At 32.6% G+C, this 18714-nt stretch carries 12 protein-coding genes; 3 read left to right on the top strand and 9 right to left on the bottom strand.

Annotated features, from left to right (window positions below; translation table 11 throughout):
- Positions 1-46: 46 nt before the first annotated feature.
- Both DVK85_RS04515 and DVK85_RS04510 read left to right on the top strand, forming a co-directional pair.
- Positions 47-6958, top strand: a complete 6912-nt coding sequence (locus DVK85_RS04515) for a hypothetical protein (protein WP_114677294.1) — start codon at positions 47-49, stop codon at positions 6956-6958.
- A 20-nt stretch (positions 6959-6978) separates the two neighbouring features.
- Entirely contained in the window at positions 6979-12984 is a 6006-nt protein-coding gene (locus DVK85_RS04510; RefSeq protein ID WP_114677293.1) for a hypothetical protein, read from the top strand.
- A gap of 92 nt (positions 12985-13076) precedes the next feature.
- Here DVK85_RS04510 and DVK85_RS13640 read toward each other — a convergent pair whose 3' ends face one another.
- The 7 genes from DVK85_RS13640 to DVK85_RS04475 all read right to left on the bottom strand — a co-directional run bounded on the left by DVK85_RS13640 (position 13077) and on the right by DVK85_RS04475 (position 17035).
- Positions 13077-13436, bottom strand: a complete 360-nt coding sequence (locus DVK85_RS13640) for a T9SS type B sorting domain-containing protein (RefSeq protein WP_240339566.1) — start codon at positions 13434-13436, stop codon at positions 13077-13079.
- Positions 13437-13939: 503 nt separating this feature from the next.
- Positions 13940-14338: a hypothetical protein gene (locus DVK85_RS04500; RefSeq protein WP_114677291.1), complete on the bottom strand. Its 399-nt coding sequence runs from the start codon at positions 14336-14338 to the stop codon at positions 13940-13942.
- A gap of 3 nt (positions 14339-14341) precedes the next feature.
- A complete protein-coding gene (locus DVK85_RS04495; RefSeq protein WP_114677290.1) occupies positions 14342-14731 on the bottom strand; it encodes a putative periplasmic lipoprotein in 390 nt (129 codons plus the stop codon).
- Positions 14732-14750: 19 nt separating this feature from the next.
- Positions 14751-15134: a hypothetical protein gene (locus DVK85_RS04490; protein WP_114677289.1), complete on the bottom strand. Its 384-nt coding sequence runs from the start codon at positions 15132-15134 to the stop codon at positions 14751-14753.
- A 31-nt stretch (positions 15135-15165) separates the two neighbouring features.
- Positions 15166-15525, bottom strand: a complete 360-nt coding sequence (locus tag DVK85_RS04485) for a DUF3127 domain-containing protein (RefSeq protein WP_114677288.1) — start codon at positions 15523-15525, stop codon at positions 15166-15168.
- A gap of 10 nt (positions 15526-15535) precedes the next feature.
- Positions 15536-16414: a DUF3127 domain-containing protein gene (locus DVK85_RS04480; RefSeq protein WP_114677287.1), complete on the bottom strand. Its 879-nt coding sequence runs from the start codon at positions 16412-16414 to the stop codon at positions 15536-15538.
- An 18-nt stretch (positions 16415-16432) separates the two neighbouring features.
- On the bottom strand, positions 16433-17035 hold the full coding sequence (locus tag DVK85_RS04475) for a hypothetical protein (RefSeq protein WP_114677286.1): 603 nt from the start codon (positions 17033-17035) through the stop codon (positions 16433-16435).
- A 142-nt stretch (positions 17036-17177) separates the two neighbouring features.
- Here DVK85_RS04475 and DVK85_RS04470 point away from each other — a divergent pair, with 142 nt between their 5' ends.
- A complete protein-coding gene (locus DVK85_RS04470) occupies positions 17178-17408 on the top strand; it encodes a helix-turn-helix domain-containing protein (protein ID WP_114677285.1) in 231 nt (76 codons plus the stop codon).
- A 147-nt stretch (positions 17409-17555) separates the two neighbouring features.
- On the opposite strand, the gene DVK85_RS04465 is transcribed toward DVK85_RS04470, so the two are convergent.
- Positions 17556-17993 carry a JAB domain-containing protein gene (locus DVK85_RS04465; protein WP_114677284.1) on the bottom strand — a complete coding sequence of 146 codons (438 nt, stop codon included), beginning with the start codon at positions 17991-17993 and terminating at the stop codon, positions 17556-17558.
- A gap of 230 nt (positions 17994-18223) precedes the next feature.
- On the bottom strand, positions 18224-18619 hold the full coding sequence (locus DVK85_RS04460; protein ID WP_114677283.1) for a hypothetical protein: 396 nt from the start codon (positions 18617-18619) through the stop codon (positions 18224-18226).
- Positions 18620-18714: the final 95 nt, after the last annotated feature.

The raw sequence follows: 18714 nt of genomic DNA, 5'->3' as shown, positions 1-18714 counted from the left end.
GAAATTTGTTTGAATCGGAAAAATTTCAATTAATAAAAACTAAACTATGCCATCATCCAACATACAAATAGCCAGAAGGTATTATCCTAAACTATCAGAGATAGTAACCGTAGACGATTTGCCCGAGTCTCTTTCTTTTATACAAGAAGGGCTTAATGCAATATTCGATAAAATACATTACAAAAACCTGCAGTACTCTAAAAGTTATAGAGGCGATAGTGCTTTTTATAGCCTAGATATTGTTACTAAGCAAGATATAGGTTTAAACCTGCTGGGCAACATAAGGCTTATATTAAACCCTGATGCTACAGATAGTAATATATCTTCTTTTCCTGTAAGGGTAGAATACCAATGGGAAATATTGGGCTATTTGCGTAGTTTCAGTTTGGATGATTTTGCATTTTCACCTGAGGCATTTTTTAATATTGGGCTACAAGTTTTCCGCATAGATGATGGGCAGATAGTAGCAAATACCTTCAATTTTTTTGTTAATCCTACGGGTTCAGAAACAAAATTCGAAAATTTCGCATCGAGTATTGATGAGGTATACCCCAACTCAAGTTTCACTTTACCAGAAAACCCAACAATAGATACTGTAACAGAATCGATAAATAATGACCCAGAGTTGGGTTCTGTAGCAGAAGTTATTTTTAATATCTATATTTTACGTGACAATTCTACAGAGGTTGCTGATGCCGATACAATTAAGGCAAACCTAGAGAAGTTCTTTACTGTAATATCTCCCGGTGGTATTCAGGAATATATAAAGAAAATTATTGTACCAAGAGCTAAAGCATCGTTTTTGCTTAGTGCAGGGCTACAATTTCCGCGCGAGTATTTAAAGCCTGTATATGACGAGGAGGGTAATAGCCCCCTTACTACACAAACGGGCGAACCACTTGAGGTTATTCCTACAATAGATGGCGAGGGTAACCCTAAAGTTACACTTTTATTTGGAGAGGCAGAATTTTTTGCAGATACAGAAAAAGGATTGGGTTATTCGTTAGAGTTTAACATTACGTCTAACAATTATGCACAAATAGGGAATACGGGGCTTATAGTATATCTTAATAATTTAAAAATAGACCTAAGTAAAGATAGTAACATTCCCGAAGCAGATAGTGATGGTCGCCCTCCAGAGTTTATTGGGGTATATGCAGAACAGCTTGATATTTTTTTACCTAAAAAATGGTTTAAAAAAGACTCTGGTCAAACCTTAAAAATTTCTGGAAAAACGTTATTAATAGGCACAGGAGGTATATCGGGTACTATTGGTATAACCCCTACTTATGCGGTTAATAATGATGGGGAAATAGAAAATTACTATCAAGATTATTTTGATATAGACTATCCTGTTACAGTAATTTCAGGACAAGGTACTGAAGTTGAAATAAACTCATATAATGCTCTTGTAACCTACATGAATACATTGACAGCCCAAGAGCAGCTGAAGTTTAAATATCCTATAAACCTTGTAGATGCTACTACAAATAATACTGTAGTTATACCTAATGAAAAGGAATATAACTCCTATATAAATTTGTTGCAAATAAGTGACAATAATGCTTTATGGTTTGATTTAGGAGGTAATGGTAGTAAAAGTTGGCGACTCGGTTTCAAGTCTTTTGATGTTACTTTTAAACAAAATCAGGTTGTAGATTCTCATTTACATGCATCGGTAGAGCTTCCTAAGTTTAAAAATGAAGGACAAGAAAATGGGGTAGCTGTAGTTGATGTTTATGGTGAATGGAAAAGTTGGGAAGATTTTGAATTATCAGCTTCTTTTTTACCTGATGGGTTACCTCTAAATCTTTTCGGATTGTTAACGATTACTTTTCAAACTGCTAAAATAGGTAGTGAAGAAGGAGATTTTTTTATTGAAGCTGATACAAAAATTTCTTTTCCAGAGGGCACCCTTGCCTATTCACTTTTTAATGGTCAAGAAATAGACTTGCCTGCAATTCGTGTTTATTTTGACGGACGGTTTGAAATAGTAGGTGGTAATGCATTTATACCTGTCAATTTTACTCTCCCTATAGGTCCTATAGAAATGTCTGTTACAGGGATTCACTTTGGTAGCATACAAAGGGAACGAGGTGGGAAGATGAGGAAGTACAACTATATAGGTTTTGATGGTGGTATAAGTGTTGATCCTTTTGGGATAGATGTAAGAGGTAATGGTGTTAAATATTATTATACCATAGATAATGATGAGCACCCAGATAATTATTCAGATGATTATTTCCATATTTCTACACTTGAAATAGATCTTATTATACCAGGAACTGCAACTCCTACCGAAGCAATAGCCATCATAAAAGGTTCTCTTACAATTCCTGAACCTGGTGTTTCAACAGAATATCGAGGTTCTATTTCGATTCAATTACCTAAACCAATGATATATGGGTCGGCAGCTATGAGGCTTAACCCTAGGTATCCCGCATTTCTTATAGATGCATCTGTTGAGTTCCCTGTGCCTATACCTTTAGGTCCTGTAGGGATATTTGGTTTCCGAGGATTGCTGGGCTATCGTTATGTTGCTGAAAAACAAGCTATAGGTCTTACCGAAGATGATACTTGGTATGACTATTATATGACTCCACAGCGTGGTATTAATGTAGATAAATTTAGTGGTCCTGAACAAACTACCGAGTATAATTCGGCATTCTCAGTAGGTGTTGGTGCTTCTATAGCTACTATGGACGGTGGGGGTAGAACAGCATCATTAAGAGCTATGCTTTTACTTTCTCTTCCAAGTATGTTTGCTATTGACGCAGGCTTAACAATACTTAGTGAGCGCTTAGGAATGGCAGAGGAAGATCCATCAAGTCCACCTTTTTATGCTTTCGTAATAATAGGAGATGATTCACTTGAATTTGGTGCGGGTGCCAACTATCAGTTTAATAAAAGTCAAGGTTGGCTATTAGATATAAAAGCTGAAATACAGGCAGGGTTCTTTTTCAAAAATCAAAGGCCATGGTATATTAATTTTGGTACGAAGCAAACCCCTATTACTTCTACGCTTTTTAAAACCGTATTAAATATAAAGTCACTTTCTTTTCTTATGCTTTCTGCTTCTGGTATAGAGGCAGGCGCTAGGGTAGATTTTGACTTTGACTTATTTATTGCAAAACTATATGCTAGTTTAGAAGTAGGAGGTTATATAAGCTTTGAAAGACCTCAAATAGGAGGTTATATGAGGGCAGAAGGTAGTATAAAAATTGACTTCTGGATATTTAACCTTAGTGCAGAAGTAAAAACATACTTTAGTATAGAGTTACCTAAACCTTTCTTGATAATAGCTCAATTTAGTCTTAGAGTATGTGCTAGTATTAGTTATGGTTTCGGACGGATTACGATATGTAGAGACCTACCATTTACTATCAAATGGAGTAAAAATAATACGCTTGATGCCGCACCTATCCCTTCTTTAACTTATCAGGCAGTTAATGATCCTGATTATGCGAAGAAGATACAAACGTCAAACTTTGTGAAAGGAGTACACATGATGACTTTTGAAACATTTGAAGTTCAATATTTGGGAGTAAATTCAGGCATTCCTGATCATAATAATATAAATAATATAATTCCTTTAGATACTTATATTGACATTAAGGTAGAAAAAGGATTGATTCCTTCGGCTGTTTCTGGAATAATAGGGGGACATACGGGAGGCTCAACTAAATATGTTGACCTTATTCCACCAAAACAGCAGTTACCTGGAGGTAAAACAGTTCGTCAAGTAAAACATAAGTATTCTATTGAAGAAATTGAGATAAAGGCTTGGTCTGGCAATTTAAATGAATGGGTTGATTACCATCCGTATAAGGCTATTGCTCCCGAAGAAAATGTAGGTAATTTAAAAGTAGGCTACTGGCAAAAAAATAATGGAGGTAATTATTATGATACCATTCGTCTTTTAGCTACTACTCCTTTTGCTTTTTTAGATGGAGCAGAACCTGGCTGGTTTATTCCAGAGCAGTATGGTATAACACCTTCAACATTGTTTTGTACAGCTACAGATGTCGAAACATTTTGTTTTGATGTACTGAATAAGAACCTCAATAAAACCTATTATCCTCCTATCCATTATAATGCAGATTTTATAAATGGAGCTTATCTTAATATAAAGGGTTATTTTTCTCAAGAAGTAAGTAGTGAGCCACTAGGTGAAATTCTAGCCGTAAATGATACTATGGTAGTGAGTGATATAGCTAATCCTTTTGGTTATGAAAAATCATTAACTTTTGATAGTTATAATACTTTAGTAATCACTTTGCCAGAGCCTACTGCAAAAACAGAGTTAAAACTGACAACTTCAGGGCAAGGTGCTACTATCAGATATTTTAGAACAATTATAAATGATGACTCTATATTACAACATTTCGCACTTATAGAAGAAGTGTATAAAACGAGCACAGAATTACAATCGCCTGTAGTTTTTGATAATACAATAAATTATAGTAATATAAGAAATGTTTCAAAAATTGAGATAACTCCTGATTCGGCTAGCGGTAATGAAATTTATGAACTAGAAACTCAACTAGCAGAATTAATGAATACTGCTGAAGAGGCGAGTGAAGGAATTTCATATACAATACTTCAAGGAGAAGATTTAATAACATTTAATAATATTACAGCAGAAATAGCTTACTTAAAATCACTTGGGTGTAGCCAAGATGTAGGAAGTCCTTGTAATAAAGATGAAAATTTATGTGATCTTGCATCTAAACTTTCATCTTTATATATGGATGGTTTTATAGAGCTGTCTATTAATAATGTTTATGATTACTGCATGAATAAAGATTATTACACCTCTATTATTCTAGAATTAGAAAATTTTGATTCAAGTAATCCTGAATATGGTTTAATAGGAAATCATTTGAGTACTCTTTATGTAGATTATAAAGAGAAGCTAGATAAATTAATAGATTGGTGTGGTACTCCTGAAGTATCTGATAGTGAGGTTCTCGATTATTATAATGCTTTTATGCAAACTGCTAATAGCATTATTAGTACTGTAACTGGCTTAGGTAATTGCGATTGCGGAGAAAGTGATGAAGAGCTTTGTTCATTACATAGCGATCTTACAGATCTTTTTAACTCGTCATTCTTACCTTTAGATGGTAAAGATGTCTATACATATTGTGACTACTTACAATATTATGATAATATCATTACTATTTTAGTAGAGTTTGACGCGAATCATCCAGACTATTTATTAATTGGAGAATACATTACTACTCATTTTGAGGAATTTAAACAACAACTAATTTTTCTAAAATCGTGGTGCGAAAATACCTCGGGTACTGTTGAGGAAATATTAGATGCATATAATATGATGCAAAATAGTGGCTCAACTATAATTAATATCATTGGCAGTATGGGTAACTGTAATGAGGAACAGTATATTATGCTTAATTGTAAAACTTCGGTACAGTCATTATGCTGGCAAACTCTAGAGAATTTTGAATATATGCAGACTATTCCTGCACAAGAAGATGTTGAGGCAGATATTCAAGCCATGATAGAAGGGGTTGAAAAAACGGTACAACCAGTATGGAGACCAAATACTACTTATTATATTAAATTTAAATTAAAAGATGAAGTAGATAATGGACAAAGACCAGAGGGAACGTTTGACTATTATTATGGTTTTAAAACGGTAGGGCCTGTAGGACATTTCCATAAATACCCTAATGCTTATACTATGCCTCCTAATTCCAGTATAGAAGAATTCTCTGTAGCATCATTAAACAAGTACATTGATTATAAACGTTCTTACCCTAATGCAGATGGAAATATATTATTGGCTAAACCATTATTCTATGGTAATGAGCAATGTACAATAAATATTTATTTTTCTAAAGACTTTGCATATCATATGCTTAATACATGGAAAGCATACCCTAACGCTCAAAATGTAGAGGCATTACCCGAAATTAAAGGAGCAATGCACTTAGCGATAAAAGACCCTGTGTCTGATGTAATTATACCTTACCCATTACCACAAGACTGGGAAACTCATGAAACGGTGCCTGAAACAATACCTAATGGAGATGGTTTAACCCCATGGTCTGTAAATTCAGAGCCTCCACTTTCATTGGATATACAAATTTTTAATGATTTTATTGAAAATAGTGGAGATATTACTTGTCAAATAGACCTTGGAGATTTAATAAAACCAGCTTCATATTACTATACGGTTCAATTAAGCAATTTGAAACCAAGAAAATTGTATACTGCGTTGGTGTATAATGCCTTTGATGAAAATATGGACGGTAATATTGCTGACCAAACCTCACTAGATGCCGAAGGGAATCTTAAAATTGATTATGAAGAGAGCCAGAAAGTACATGAGTTTGTATTCCAAACTTCTCGCTATGCTAACTTTACAGAGCAGGTAATGAGCTATGTGCTTAAAGAGAAAGACGAGAATGGAAATGTTATTAATGAAAAAGAAGCCGTTTTTGAAATAAATACAACGCTTACTACCCAACAGGCGCAAACTGCACTTACCTTAGTTTCGGGTAGTACTAATACTGATACCGAAGCTTTAGCATTACAGTTTTATCATCCTTTTGATAGGGTACTAGAAGGTATATTTGGTTTAACACCTCCTGACCCTCCTACTACAACCGATTTTATAAAAATAAAAGATGTTTCATCAGGAAATATTGTAGCTCTATTGATTAGAAACCCAGAGCCATTTAATAACCCAAAGATACCTATAGCTGATATTTTAGATACTATACAGGTAGTGGACCAGTCAACCCAAATGGGAGATGAAAATTATAAAACGTTATTCTCGAAAGATTATTCTCAAGCAATTATAATGAACCAATCGGCATCGATTAATACAGGTACTTTACCTTTTCAGTTTAAATACAAGACCTATACCGCACTCGATCTAGTAGAGGCTGATACTGTTACATTCAACATAATAATTACTGAATAATATTTAATACAAGAAAAACTATGTCATTTTTAAATATATACGATAAACCACAAGATTATCATTACCAATTTTCCCTAAAAGCAGGGAATGTTCTTTATTATTTTGGTAAAATAGAAAACGATTTATTTATACTTAAAACTGATCTTTCGGGTGAAGTATTATGGGAAAAGAGATTTAGTGATATTTACCCAAATGTTAGGTTGTCTGAACCTACCATGTGCGATAATGGTGATATAATGATACTCCTTACTGAAATTCCGGCTCCGATTCTTCTGGTTGTGGCTACAGATAACACAGATTTTGTAGTCCTCCGCATAACACCTACAGGTACTATCGCTTGGAAAAAAAAGTATCATACACCTAATACGGGAAATATATATATCAAAAGAGTTAGTACAAATAATTATCTCATAAAATGTAGCTCAAGTGGTCTACCTTTTGGGTTATCATCATTTCCTTTTGTAAGCTTATTTATCAAAATAAATGACTTAGGTATAGTCGTTGCTACAAAAAGGCTTGATACAGATAATAGCTCTAACACCATAAGTATAAACAGTATAAAAAGAGATTTAATAACTTTTGATGATGATTATATCTACCTTGCTAGTGGGAATTTATCTTATATAAAATTAGACCACAATCTTAATCTAATTAATCAATTTGCTTTTGCAAATGATACAAACGGATACCATACTGCCTATGAAATAAAAAAACTTTCCAATGGAAAAATCCGAATAATTGGAAAAGAAAAATTTGGAGACAATAATGACTATGACTATTTTTTGATGGAGTTGAATTTCCTAAATACAACTATGAATCAAAATATCATGGTTAAGCGCTATGTGGATGATATTGGTAATGAATATTATTCTGGTTTTGGTCTTAGTACAGAAGATTCATTATTCATCAATAGAGCTAACAATAATCAAGCAGTTTTACAAAAAATAAACATTGCTGACAACTCTACAATATGGACAAAAGAAATAACATCTGCACCTTTAAATCTCCAAGTTAGTGAACAAGAAATTGTATGTAATACTGTTCATTATCCCTCCCCTACTTCAAACGTAGTAGGACTTATAAATGAAAACATGGAAAGTTGTATTTCACAACCTTATCCCTCCCCTATAGCTTCCCTTCCAGACGTATCTCTCAGCATAACTTCAGACTATACAGTAACAACTAATAATATAACAGTAGCAGTTACCAATGATGTAACAGTATCTATTAGTGACATTACTTCTGTTAAAATAAATCAGTGCGCTAGTGGAGATTCGATTGACATATCTGATAATCCACTTTTTCAATCGCCCTATTTATACTTTCAAGCAGTAGGATCTACAGGTACTGATAGTACAAAAGGAATCCACTTAAGGTGGACTCTTGGTGGTACACTAGGCGATAACCATATACCTAAGGGTAACTATGCTGCTAATAATGTTAACTTTAATAAGCCTAACGATTTTGTTAAAATATATCGCACCCCTTATCAAAAAGCAACGTTTACACTTGACCTAGCATTATTGCCACAAGCTGTTAATGATCAGCAGAAGTTTTGGCTTTATAAGTTTAATAATGATACCCGAATATTTTTTGTTTATTTCCGTAATGCTACAAAATACGACCAAGTAAGAGCTACTATTAACCCAATGACTAATCCATCTGGATTTATTCAGGCTTATGGAAATGAGATAATAGAAATAGAAAATAAAAGAGAATTATTTTTTGCTTCTAAACTTGTAGTTTCTAATACTACACCTACTAGTAGTTTGCAAGCAGAGGCATTATCAGTTCCTGAAAATCAAATTTTTGTAAATAAGTCACTCTTTTTTAGGAAAACATATAGTTCAACACAGTTGGATAACGTTGATTTAATAAGTGAAAATGGTAGAAGTGTACGATTTAAGCCTGAAAATTGTACTGTCTTGCAAGTAGAATTTGAATTTTATTCTGATTTCATAGTCAATACAAATAGTAATGCTGCATGGGAATCTTTAGGAGAATATGCATTAACCTTAGATGATGAATTAGCTATAAGTCAACTTGATCCTGACGAAAATAACCCTGTTAAAGGTAATTGGCTACGTTTTAATGATGAAGCTTATGTAGACACAGATAATTATGTAGAAAAATGGAATGCTCCTGTAGAGGAGTGGAATAGAAATATAAAAGATGTAGTAGGTCAATACATTAACTTGAGTAATGACCCTGATAATCCTAAAGCGGTTGAGTTTTTTGATTTAAATCTAGCAAATGATCAAGGCGGACCACTAACAATAGGTAGTAGTGAAGATGAGGCAGGAATGGAAATATCTAACCTAGATATGTTATTAATTGCAGGTTATGATTATCATATAGCTAGAATGTTAGGGCTAGGTACGCTTGACCTTGCCTCTGAAGTTATGGAAGGAGAGTATATTTACATATCAGAATATTATACCTCTGGTAGTTTAAGCAACGATTTGTCTGGCGAAGTACATCATCTTTCAATGTCATTACCAACTTCGGTAAACACGCAAAGACTACCTTTACCCGTAGCGCTTAGCGCGCTAGTGCCAGGATTCTCTAATGAAGAAGGAGAGGATGGCTCGGCAAATGTTGATGAAAACGGCTATTCTTTTGATGGTAGAAAAAGATATATAAAAATATTTCCTGAACAATTACCACAAGGAGAAATTAACCCTGTGTTCTTTGCAAATGAAATAGATTTTGATGGGTCTACATTTACAATGCCAATATATGCAGGGCTTGAGTATCGTAAGGTTGAACCTGGACAAAGTGATACAGGAATTTGGGAAAAGCCGGAGTTATCGCACACTAAAAAATATCTGAATATTGATGGGACGAGTATCGAATCGTATGAAACCTTACCCATAATTATACCCGATTATAATAATCCACTATACACTCATAGGCAAACACGTAGTGGTATGTATTATTACTCTGGATATGGCATAAACTGGTTTTCTAGAGCTACTACTAGCGATATTGTATTGCAAATTGAAACAGAAATTAAACCCTATAACTCATTATTACCACCAACTAACATTAACGCGTTATTGATTGTAAATGAGAGTCCTTTGATGTTTTCTTCGCAATCAGAACAGCTCAAATTAGCTCAAATTAATGATGCAGATAAAACATTAATCAGGCTTACATTTGATTATGATGCTAATAATGAAGTTATTAATTATCAAATACCTATTGATACAGCTGTTCCTGATAGTGATTTTGTAACAGATCCAGAAGTTTTATTTCCTGATGATGATGAGATATTTGCAGAGGATGTCGAAATATTTTTTAGAAATGAAACACCAAAAACTATTTATACAAAAGTAGTATCAGTAAGCCAAGATAGTAGTCCATTCCTTTCGGTACTACAAACGGAATCCTATCATCAAATTGATGGTATGGTACCTTCTGAATTTCCAGAGGGGACAACTTCTCAAAATTTTATAGGTAGTTTACTAGTAATGGGAGACCAGCAATATATAGTAAATAATATTGTTGAAACCCCAAATGGTTTGAGATTTACAGTATATAACCAGCAAATTACTAATAGTATTATGGGAAATGAAGTTGCTACTGTAGGTTCTCAGCCCATTATGACTCCTACTATTGAGAATGATGGTCTTTGTACAATAGTCGAAAACATGCAGAATACTTCTTCATGGGGTGCTCAGACAAATCCTCATAGTCTTAAAGTAAAAATAGGGTTTGATGGGACTAATTCTTGGGGAGTAAATAGAGAACTAGTAAGGTTTGTTAACGATGCTGGTCTTGTCGAAAAATATATAGAGAAGACACGCGGATTTTGGGAAGAAGCTACAATTGAAAAGTTTTTAGAAAACTTTACTTTTCAAAACTCAAACGGAGAACTTATACAAAAAACCAACACCCATAGAGGGATATATAAAATAACATTCAATTCGTTTAGTCTTCCTCAACACGTTCAGTATAATAATAATGATGTCTCTGTTGAGTTTTTCAATGGTACTGTTAGACTTTATACTGAGAATAATATGGTAAGTGGTAGTTTGACAGACTCGAGGGAGGTATTTAAAGTTTTTAAAACAGAAAATATAGGTACTGCAAACAATTTGGTTTTATATATACATGATGAAAACTTCCAATCAGATGGTCAAGGTAATCCATCTGTTGATAATAATAATATTCTTATTGATAATAATATATCTGTAAATTATTATCCATCATACAAAGTTTACCTATACCATGATCCATTACACAATCTTACAGAAGAAAAAATTTTACCTGAAGAAGGCGAAGGAGTACATTATTCAATATTTGGTCTTCGAGCAGTAGACTATGATAATACAAATAATGATAACACCTTTTATAAATCAAGGCTTAGTGTCCCAGCTATAATGTTTGCACAAGAGATAATTCTTCCGCAAGTTCCAAATGGTCCGCAAGGAGTTTTATATGCTACAAGACCCGATTTTTTTGGTAAATCAACATATACCTTTACCACACAGTTTAGTCATAAACCTTATAGTGTTGGTTTTTATAGATCTGATGATCAGGCTTTGTTATCTTCGATTTATGAAATAGAAACTATTCGTGAAATTAGAGCAGATTTGGCTAATATTGGAGGTAACCAAGAAGAGTACCTTACTGATAGATGGCAAAATTTTTTAGATTTTGATTTACTAAGTACTGATGGAGATTACTCAACATTCCCGCCAAATTTAGAAAATGCATATAAATTTCCGTTGCCTAATAAAGTGAAATTTTTTGATGAGATTAATTTCTTTATTCAAAAACACAATCAACATTACGATACAAGCATACCTTTAATATCAAATGATTACTATGGTAATATGGCTTTAGATAGTATTGTAATAACTATGCCTAACTCTAATAATTTGAGTTTGCTTGATTTTGTAAAAGAGGCTATCTTAAATGTGTTTGTACCCCTTAATGAGATTCCTGTAATTTATAATTTTATTCATACTGAATCGGGTTATAAGCCTACAAATAAGAAACCTGTAATAAGAGATGATAATGGTTATTTACTTAATCCAAGAGATGCTAATAGTGGTTTTGAGATGGCTCCTATGATGAAAGTTGTAGGTACAAACAAAATCCAATTTACAGATTTTACACTTGATGGTACTACATCTAACCTATACTTTTATGCTGCAAAGGAAATAGGCTCACAGATGAAAATGAGTGATTTTAGTACACCACTTGGCCCTATTAAAATGGTAAATACGAATGCTCCAGAAGCTCCTAAAATTAAAAGTGCACTGCCTGTATTATCCAATGATATGCTAAATATTACATCAAAAATAAGTTTTGAGATTAACGCTTATCCTTTAGTTCAAAATATTAAAAAGATTAAGTTATATAGGACAGATAGCCGTATTGATGCCGAATCTATATATTTTATGACTTTGGTTAAAGAGGTTGATTTAGAGGCTGATGGTATGGATACTAATAATATATGGAAATTTACTGATGATTTTTCTGATTTAGAAGAGATTCCGTTTGGCGATACTTTATTTTATCGCGTAACCGTATCTAGAGAGGTAGAGTATGCTGATGATGAAGATAATATAGTTATAGAATATGCTCCGTCTCAGCCTTCTAAAATATTAGCTACAATTGTATCCGAATCTAAAAAACCTAATTCACCTGTATTAAGTCATTCTTTTGAGCCCATCCAAAGTTATTTACTTAAGGACATAGTGTTACATTGGGATAAAATGTGTTATAAGGGGACTTATCATGTATATAAAATGAATAATCAAGGACATTGGGTTAAGATACATGAAATAAATACCAATGATGAGAATATTCATTTACCGCTAGAAGACACAAACCTTGAAAGCAGTGATTTAACAGTAATTGATGCTCAAGCAAACCCAATATACCATCATTTTAAAGTTATTACTGAGAATACTGCAGGAATGTTTAGTACAGAAGAAAATGTATTAACCATATGGAAAGATGTTGGAGGTATTGGAGAAATGAAGATATCACATAGTTTTGTAATACGATAATTTATAACTAAAAGAGATCTTTTTTAATCCTACATAAAAGAATAAGGGCTACCAAATGGTAGCCCTTACTTGTTGTTATAAGTGGACTATTATTATCTCTTAAGCGCAAAGTGAGCTTTAAACTCTCTAGCTACCATTCGTGTCACTTCACCTGTAACAGGCTCGTCAGTAACAGGCTCATTAATAACATTACCATTTGCATCTCTCAGTGGCTTATAAGATATTATTGTTTCCCCAAATGTTACGGTAAACCAGTAGTCATCTGCTGGCATTGGGTTTCCGTTGTAGGTACCATCCCAGCCTTGACTTTGTGAACTAATTTGTTTGATTAGTTTGCCATAACGGTCAAAGATATAGATCTCGGCTCCGCCTTGGCTTGATAAACCATAGATGTTCCAGTAATCATTATAACCATCACCATTTGGAGTGAAGAACCTTGGATAGTCAATCACATTAACATTTGGGATGTCTACTACGAAGTCTGAACAGGCGTCTTTATCACGTACGTGTACGGTATAGGCGGTGCTTCTCGGGATAACACCTGTAAAGATGTTACTGTCTTGCCATGGTCCATTTTCTAATTGGTATTCATAGTCGCCATAGCCTTCTACAAATACAGTGATTACTTGGTCGCTAATACAGCCTGTTGCACTTATAGCTTCCTACGGCCTCGGCGATATAAATGTTTTCTGCTGTACTATTCATGTTCCAAACTTAATAAAATAAGTAAATGTTTAAACTGAGAACATGAAAAAAGCCTTACATTTCTGTAAGGCTTTTTTTTAAGTAGTGGTCCCACCTGGGCTCGAACCAGGGACCACCTGATTATGAGTCTGTAACTGTTATGTTTCAGATTGTTGCTTTTTATTTCAGATGGTTGATTATCAATGATATAATTAAAAACCATTCTTTTCTTTGTTTCCTTTAGTTACCTATTATTATAAAAATGTTTGACCTATGTTTGACCCAGAATTTTAAACACTCTTAGCTTTATATCTTTCTCTATATCTAGCATCAGACTAAATTCTGGAAAACTGAAAACAGTAAATGTTTGACCTAAATCAAATTTATCTGTAATTAATAAATAATCACTTAACTTCTCTTGCAACTTACCTAAATCCTTTATATCAAAGCTATATACTATTCTAGAAAGTATATCTCCATTGTACTGTAAGATTGGATTACTGCAAAAAGAAACCCCGAATAGTGTTCTAAAATCTCCTTTTATATATTCGTAATTTTCATTCTCTAATCCATTACTAAAAGTTGATTCTAAAGCCTTAAGATTAAACTCATTTAATTCATACTGTTCTCCAATACTAAAGCGAAATTCTTTTAATAAGGAATTACACATACCTTAATTAAAAGTATATTGATATTGAAAACTCTGTTGGTTTATGCTTTCTTGATGAACATTAACGTTATCTACAGAACCATAAAAACACATTTCAGCTTGAGAAGAATCTTCTATATAAAATCCTAACTCAAAGCCTACTGTGTTCTCTGGAATCTCTACGCTAACTATATTTTGGGTATAGTCAAAATCTGAACTAATTGTTGACTCTGTTCCATCATCTGAAGTTAATGTAGTTGTTAAGCCTACAGATACCCAATCCTCAAGAGCACCTGTTGTAAACTGTACAATATGAGATTGACTAATTTGTTGTTCTTCTCCCTGATTGTCATCATCACTTGAGCAGGCTGTAAATGCTAAAATAGCTATTAATATTAAAAATGTATTCTTCATTCTATTAGGTTTTAGTTTATTAAAAATTATGGTTATAAGTATAATTTACTTCTGAAATAGTCTGTTCATCTATGATGTTACCTTCAGAACTAATTAACTTAATATTTACTTCTGAACCTCCTTCAATATAGAAATTCGATTCTATTTTAACTGGATTTAAATCTGTTTCTACTGTAACAGTTCTAGTATCTTCATCATAACCAACTTCTTTAAACTCAAAGGAATCTTCATATGTAATTGTATTTCCTGCTCTTACTACATAATAACTAGGCAATACACCTGTAGTATATACTAACTTATAACTGAGGTTAGCATTTGTCATTTCTGCAACCTCACTATCATCATCACTAGAACAAGCTACTAATGACAAAATCGCTATTAATGTTAAAAAGATATTCTTCATAATTTATTATTTATTGGTTAATTGATTCTTATTAAAATGGCAAGTCGTTATCTGCTTCATCTATAAAGCTAACTGGTTCTTGCTGTGTTTGTGTTTGAGGTGTAGGCTGTTTACTATTAACAAGCTCTATTCTCCAACCTTGAATAGCATTAAAGTATTTAGCTACTCCCTCAGGGTTAATCCACTCTCTACCTCTTAAATTAAGGGCTATTTTTACTTCTTGACCTACAACAAAACTATCTAGTAAATCACACTTATCTTGTATGAACTCTACTAAAATATGTTGAGGATACTGTTCTTCTGTAGTTATAACAACCTCTCGTTTTCTAAAGCCATTGTTCCCTATATTTTGAACATCATTTAAGACCTTTATTTCCCCTGTTAATTCCATAGTTTTTTATTTAAAAAGGTAATGGTAAAATGTATTTATAATACAAATCCATTTCCTTTGTGTTTTTCTTTACTTTTGGTTTAGCATCTAATATCTCTACACGCCAACCATATAAATGATGTTTATACTCTTTAGTACCTTCTGAATTTTGCAGCTCTCCTCCTGTGAGTCTTGCAAATACTTTTACAAACTGACCTACACTTAAATTATCTAAGTGTTTTACCCTTCCATCTGTAAAAACCACTTGAAGTTCACTACAGCAGAAATCATCAATTGACAGTACTATTTTACGCCTTGTGTATGCTCTTGTATTTTCAGTTTTTTTATAAACTTCTAAATCATCTATTGATTTGATTTTTCCTTCAAAGTGGATAGCTTTAGCTTCTTCTATAATACCCATGTATTTAAGTGTGTACTTAAAATCTTCAGGGTTTAATGTTAGTTCATCTAATTCTAAACGATAATGAGTAAGCTCTCTACTATCATAAAATACAGAAGAAAATAATTGATATTCATTTTTGTTTTCTTCTTGATATGAAAACCAAGTTTCAAGTTTCAACACACTGTCTTTAAATTCATTATAGTTATCTAGTTGTTGCCTAAAGTAAGCTTCCTTCTTATACAGCCTTGATAAAATATCTAACTTACCATATAAGACCTCAAAATCCTTTTTCACTAATACCTCTATCGAATTCAGTTTAGAAGCATATCTTTTATCTTCTAGTATTGTAAAACCTCTGTACCTTTCTAACCATAACTCTATAGCCTTCATATTACAAACACTTTTATAGCTGAATGCATTGTATTCACAAATCGGATTGGAATCATTTAGATGTTTCCTATATTCTGAAATGCTTTCTTGGTTTTCATCTTTACTAATTTCATCCATTCTCTTCTATACCTTTATTTATAAGTGACTTTCAAAACGAAATTTTTTGAGATAGTTTTTTAGGAATTCAATAACTTCAAACTGTTCATTCTCCATTATAAATAATGATTGTTCTTCTGATGAAATAATAACGAAGTCTATTTCATTAACATTTGTAGTTAGTATTCTTTTGGGAAACAAAACATCTACTTTTCTTGTAAAAAGGTTCTGTTCAGAAATGGTTAAGTTGTCAATAACTATCCTATACGGAACTTTGAGCCCTTTAAATGTTCCGAAAAGGAATGCTAAACTGATTAATATGTATATAAAATTACTTGTTAGATTACCATCACTATCTACACCCTTGGAACTCTCATGTAAAACTACTAAAACTGGAAATGCAATCAAGGCGACATAGAAATAACTAGATACAAGATATTTGTGCAACATCTTCAAGTGATTTACATTTCTAAAAACTAGCTTATCTTTAGAACTCTTACCTCTATCTAGTTCATAAGAACAAAAACTATCTGACTCTAAATTTATCTGCTCTTTAATACTACTCAATTTATGTTCTAAACTGAAATGAAAATCAGCTTCTGTTATTCCTGTATTTTGAAATTTTGAAATTTTTACTTTCATTATATTTTATTTATAAACTTTGAAATTGCCATAAACACTTATAGATAATAGATTTAACAAACATACTTTTTTTATCATTTATGATAACCATAACAGCTTACTTAATTATCATTTTTGACAACTAGATAATGTATGTTTTAAAATGGACGATAAAGACCAACTTCAAATAGCAATTGGAAAGCGAGTTAAAATGTTAAGAGAAGAGCAAGGTATTGCTCAACAAGACCTTGCTGCTAAATGTAATATTGAAAAATCTAACTTTAGTCGTTTAGAAGCTGGTGGAACCAACCCTACTTTATACACTTTAAAAAGGATTGCTGATAATTTAGGTATCACTTTATGTGATATTGTAAACCTTGAAGATAAAAAGTAAGATTTAGCTATTAATATTAATCTATAGGGCTTACAAACTGTAAATTTTTGCTTAAAAAGCCTACTCTCACACTCATTCATACACATACAAAAGACAAAAAGTCCCACTTTTTCCAATTCACTATATATAGAAATGGAAAAAAGAGGACTATTTTATCAATCCATTATCACTAAAACTATAAAAGTCATCTTTAGTTACTATTAAGTGGTCTAACAGCACGATATCTAGATACTGCCCTGCTTGTTTTAGTTTTTGTGTTAAATTCTTATCTGCTTCACTTGGCTGAAGGTTTCCTGAAGGATGATTATGTGCTATTATAATGTTTGAAGCATTGCATTTAAGAGCAACACTAAACACTAATTTTGCATCTACCACAGTAGCAGAAACACCTCCTTTAGAAAGCGGATAAACACCTAAAATCTGGTTACTCCTATTCATCATTAGTACCTTAAACTCTTCTTGTAATTCTATTGTAGAATCACTCCAACAAGCTCTTATAATATTATAAGACTGTTTACTATTACTTATTTTTAGTCTATCCCCATTATTGTTTGAGTATGATACACTTATTTCGGAAATTTTCATAATGAATATATTTGTTAATTAGAAACCTCAACACCTTACAAAATTCATTTATAGCTACTTATACCCACCTTCAAGATTAATAATATATCCTTATAGTAATAAAGTAAACTCGCTACAGTTATACTATTTTTTATTTATGAAGGTATAAGCAATCAAGCACAATATTGTAAGGGTATTTTAAAACTCAAAAAACAAAGCCCAATCTATTTACATAGACTAGGCTTATATTTTTACTCTGCATGCTCAAGAATACCATTCTGTGAAAACACATCAGAATTAGCTATAATATTATGTTTAGGCACAAAAGTTTCTTGCTTTGGCTTTACAGCATCTTCTGTAACATAAACCCATCTGTGGGATAATGTAATTTCCTCTCCTGTTTCCTTTACAACATATTCAAAAGGCTCACAGTCTTCTTTAATGATGCTCCCTGGCATTTCTGTACCAATAAGCCCAGTACACACCTGCTCATCAAATGTTGAAGGTATATAAGCTTTCTTAGCAGTAGCATAAAAGTTTCCTGTAACTTTGCTTAATACCATTTCAATTCCTCCTTGTAGTTCCAGAACGAAGAATGAAGTACCATCCTCTTTCTGTCTCTCTTTGTAATTTACGATTCTAACCATTTTTCTAAAAGTTTTTGAGTTGTAGTATACCACACACAGAAAATCAATTACCTACAGCATATAAATCTCAACTATCACCTTGAATTTATTAACTC

Source organism: Flavobacterium arcticum (assembly GCF_003344925.1).
In the GTDB taxonomy this organism is placed as follows: domain Bacteria; phylum Bacteroidota; class Bacteroidia; order Flavobacteriales; family Flavobacteriaceae; genus Flavobacterium; species Flavobacterium arcticum.
The sequence above is the reverse complement of the archived record's forward strand: the minus strand, read 5'-3'. Positions and strand labels throughout refer to the sequence as shown.

Bases quoted from the DNA above. Each gene is read 5' to 3' on its own strand.
- DVK85_RS04515 (WP_114677294.1), top strand. From the start codon at position 47: ATGCCATCATCCAACATACAAATAGCCAGAAGGTATTATCCTAAACTA.
- DVK85_RS04510 (WP_114677293.1), top strand. From the start codon at position 6,979: ATGTCATTTTTAAATATATACGATAAACCACAAGATTATCATTACCAA.
- DVK85_RS04500 (WP_114677291.1), bottom strand. From the start codon at position 14,338: ATGTGTAATTCCTTATTAAAAGAATTTCGCTTTAGTATTGGAGAACAG.
- DVK85_RS04495 (WP_114677290.1), bottom strand. From the start codon at position 14,731: ATGAAGAATACATTTTTAATATTAATAGCTATTTTAGCATTTACAGCC.
- DVK85_RS04490 (WP_114677289.1), bottom strand. From the start codon at position 15,134: ATGAAGAATATCTTTTTAACATTAATAGCGATTTTGTCATTAGTAGCT.
- DVK85_RS04485 (WP_114677288.1), bottom strand. From the start codon at position 15,525: ATGGAATTAACAGGGGAAATAAAGGTCTTAAATGATGTTCAAAATATA.
- DVK85_RS04480 (WP_114677287.1), bottom strand. From the start codon at position 16,414: ATGGATGAAATTAGTAAAGATGAAAACCAAGAAAGCATTTCAGAATAT.
- DVK85_RS04475 (WP_114677286.1), bottom strand. From the start codon at position 17,035: ATGAAAGTAAAAATTTCAAAATTTCAAAATACAGGAATAACAGAAGCT.
- DVK85_RS04470 (WP_114677285.1), top strand. From the start codon at position 17,178: ATGGACGATAAAGACCAACTTCAAATAGCAATTGGAAAGCGAGTTAAA.
- DVK85_RS04465 (WP_114677284.1), bottom strand. From the start codon at position 17,993: ATGAAAATTTCCGAAATAAGTGTATCATACTCAAACAATAATGGGGAT.
- DVK85_RS04460 (WP_114677283.1), bottom strand. From the start codon at position 18,619: ATGGTTAGAATCGTAAATTACAAAGAGAGACAGAAAGAGGATGGTACT.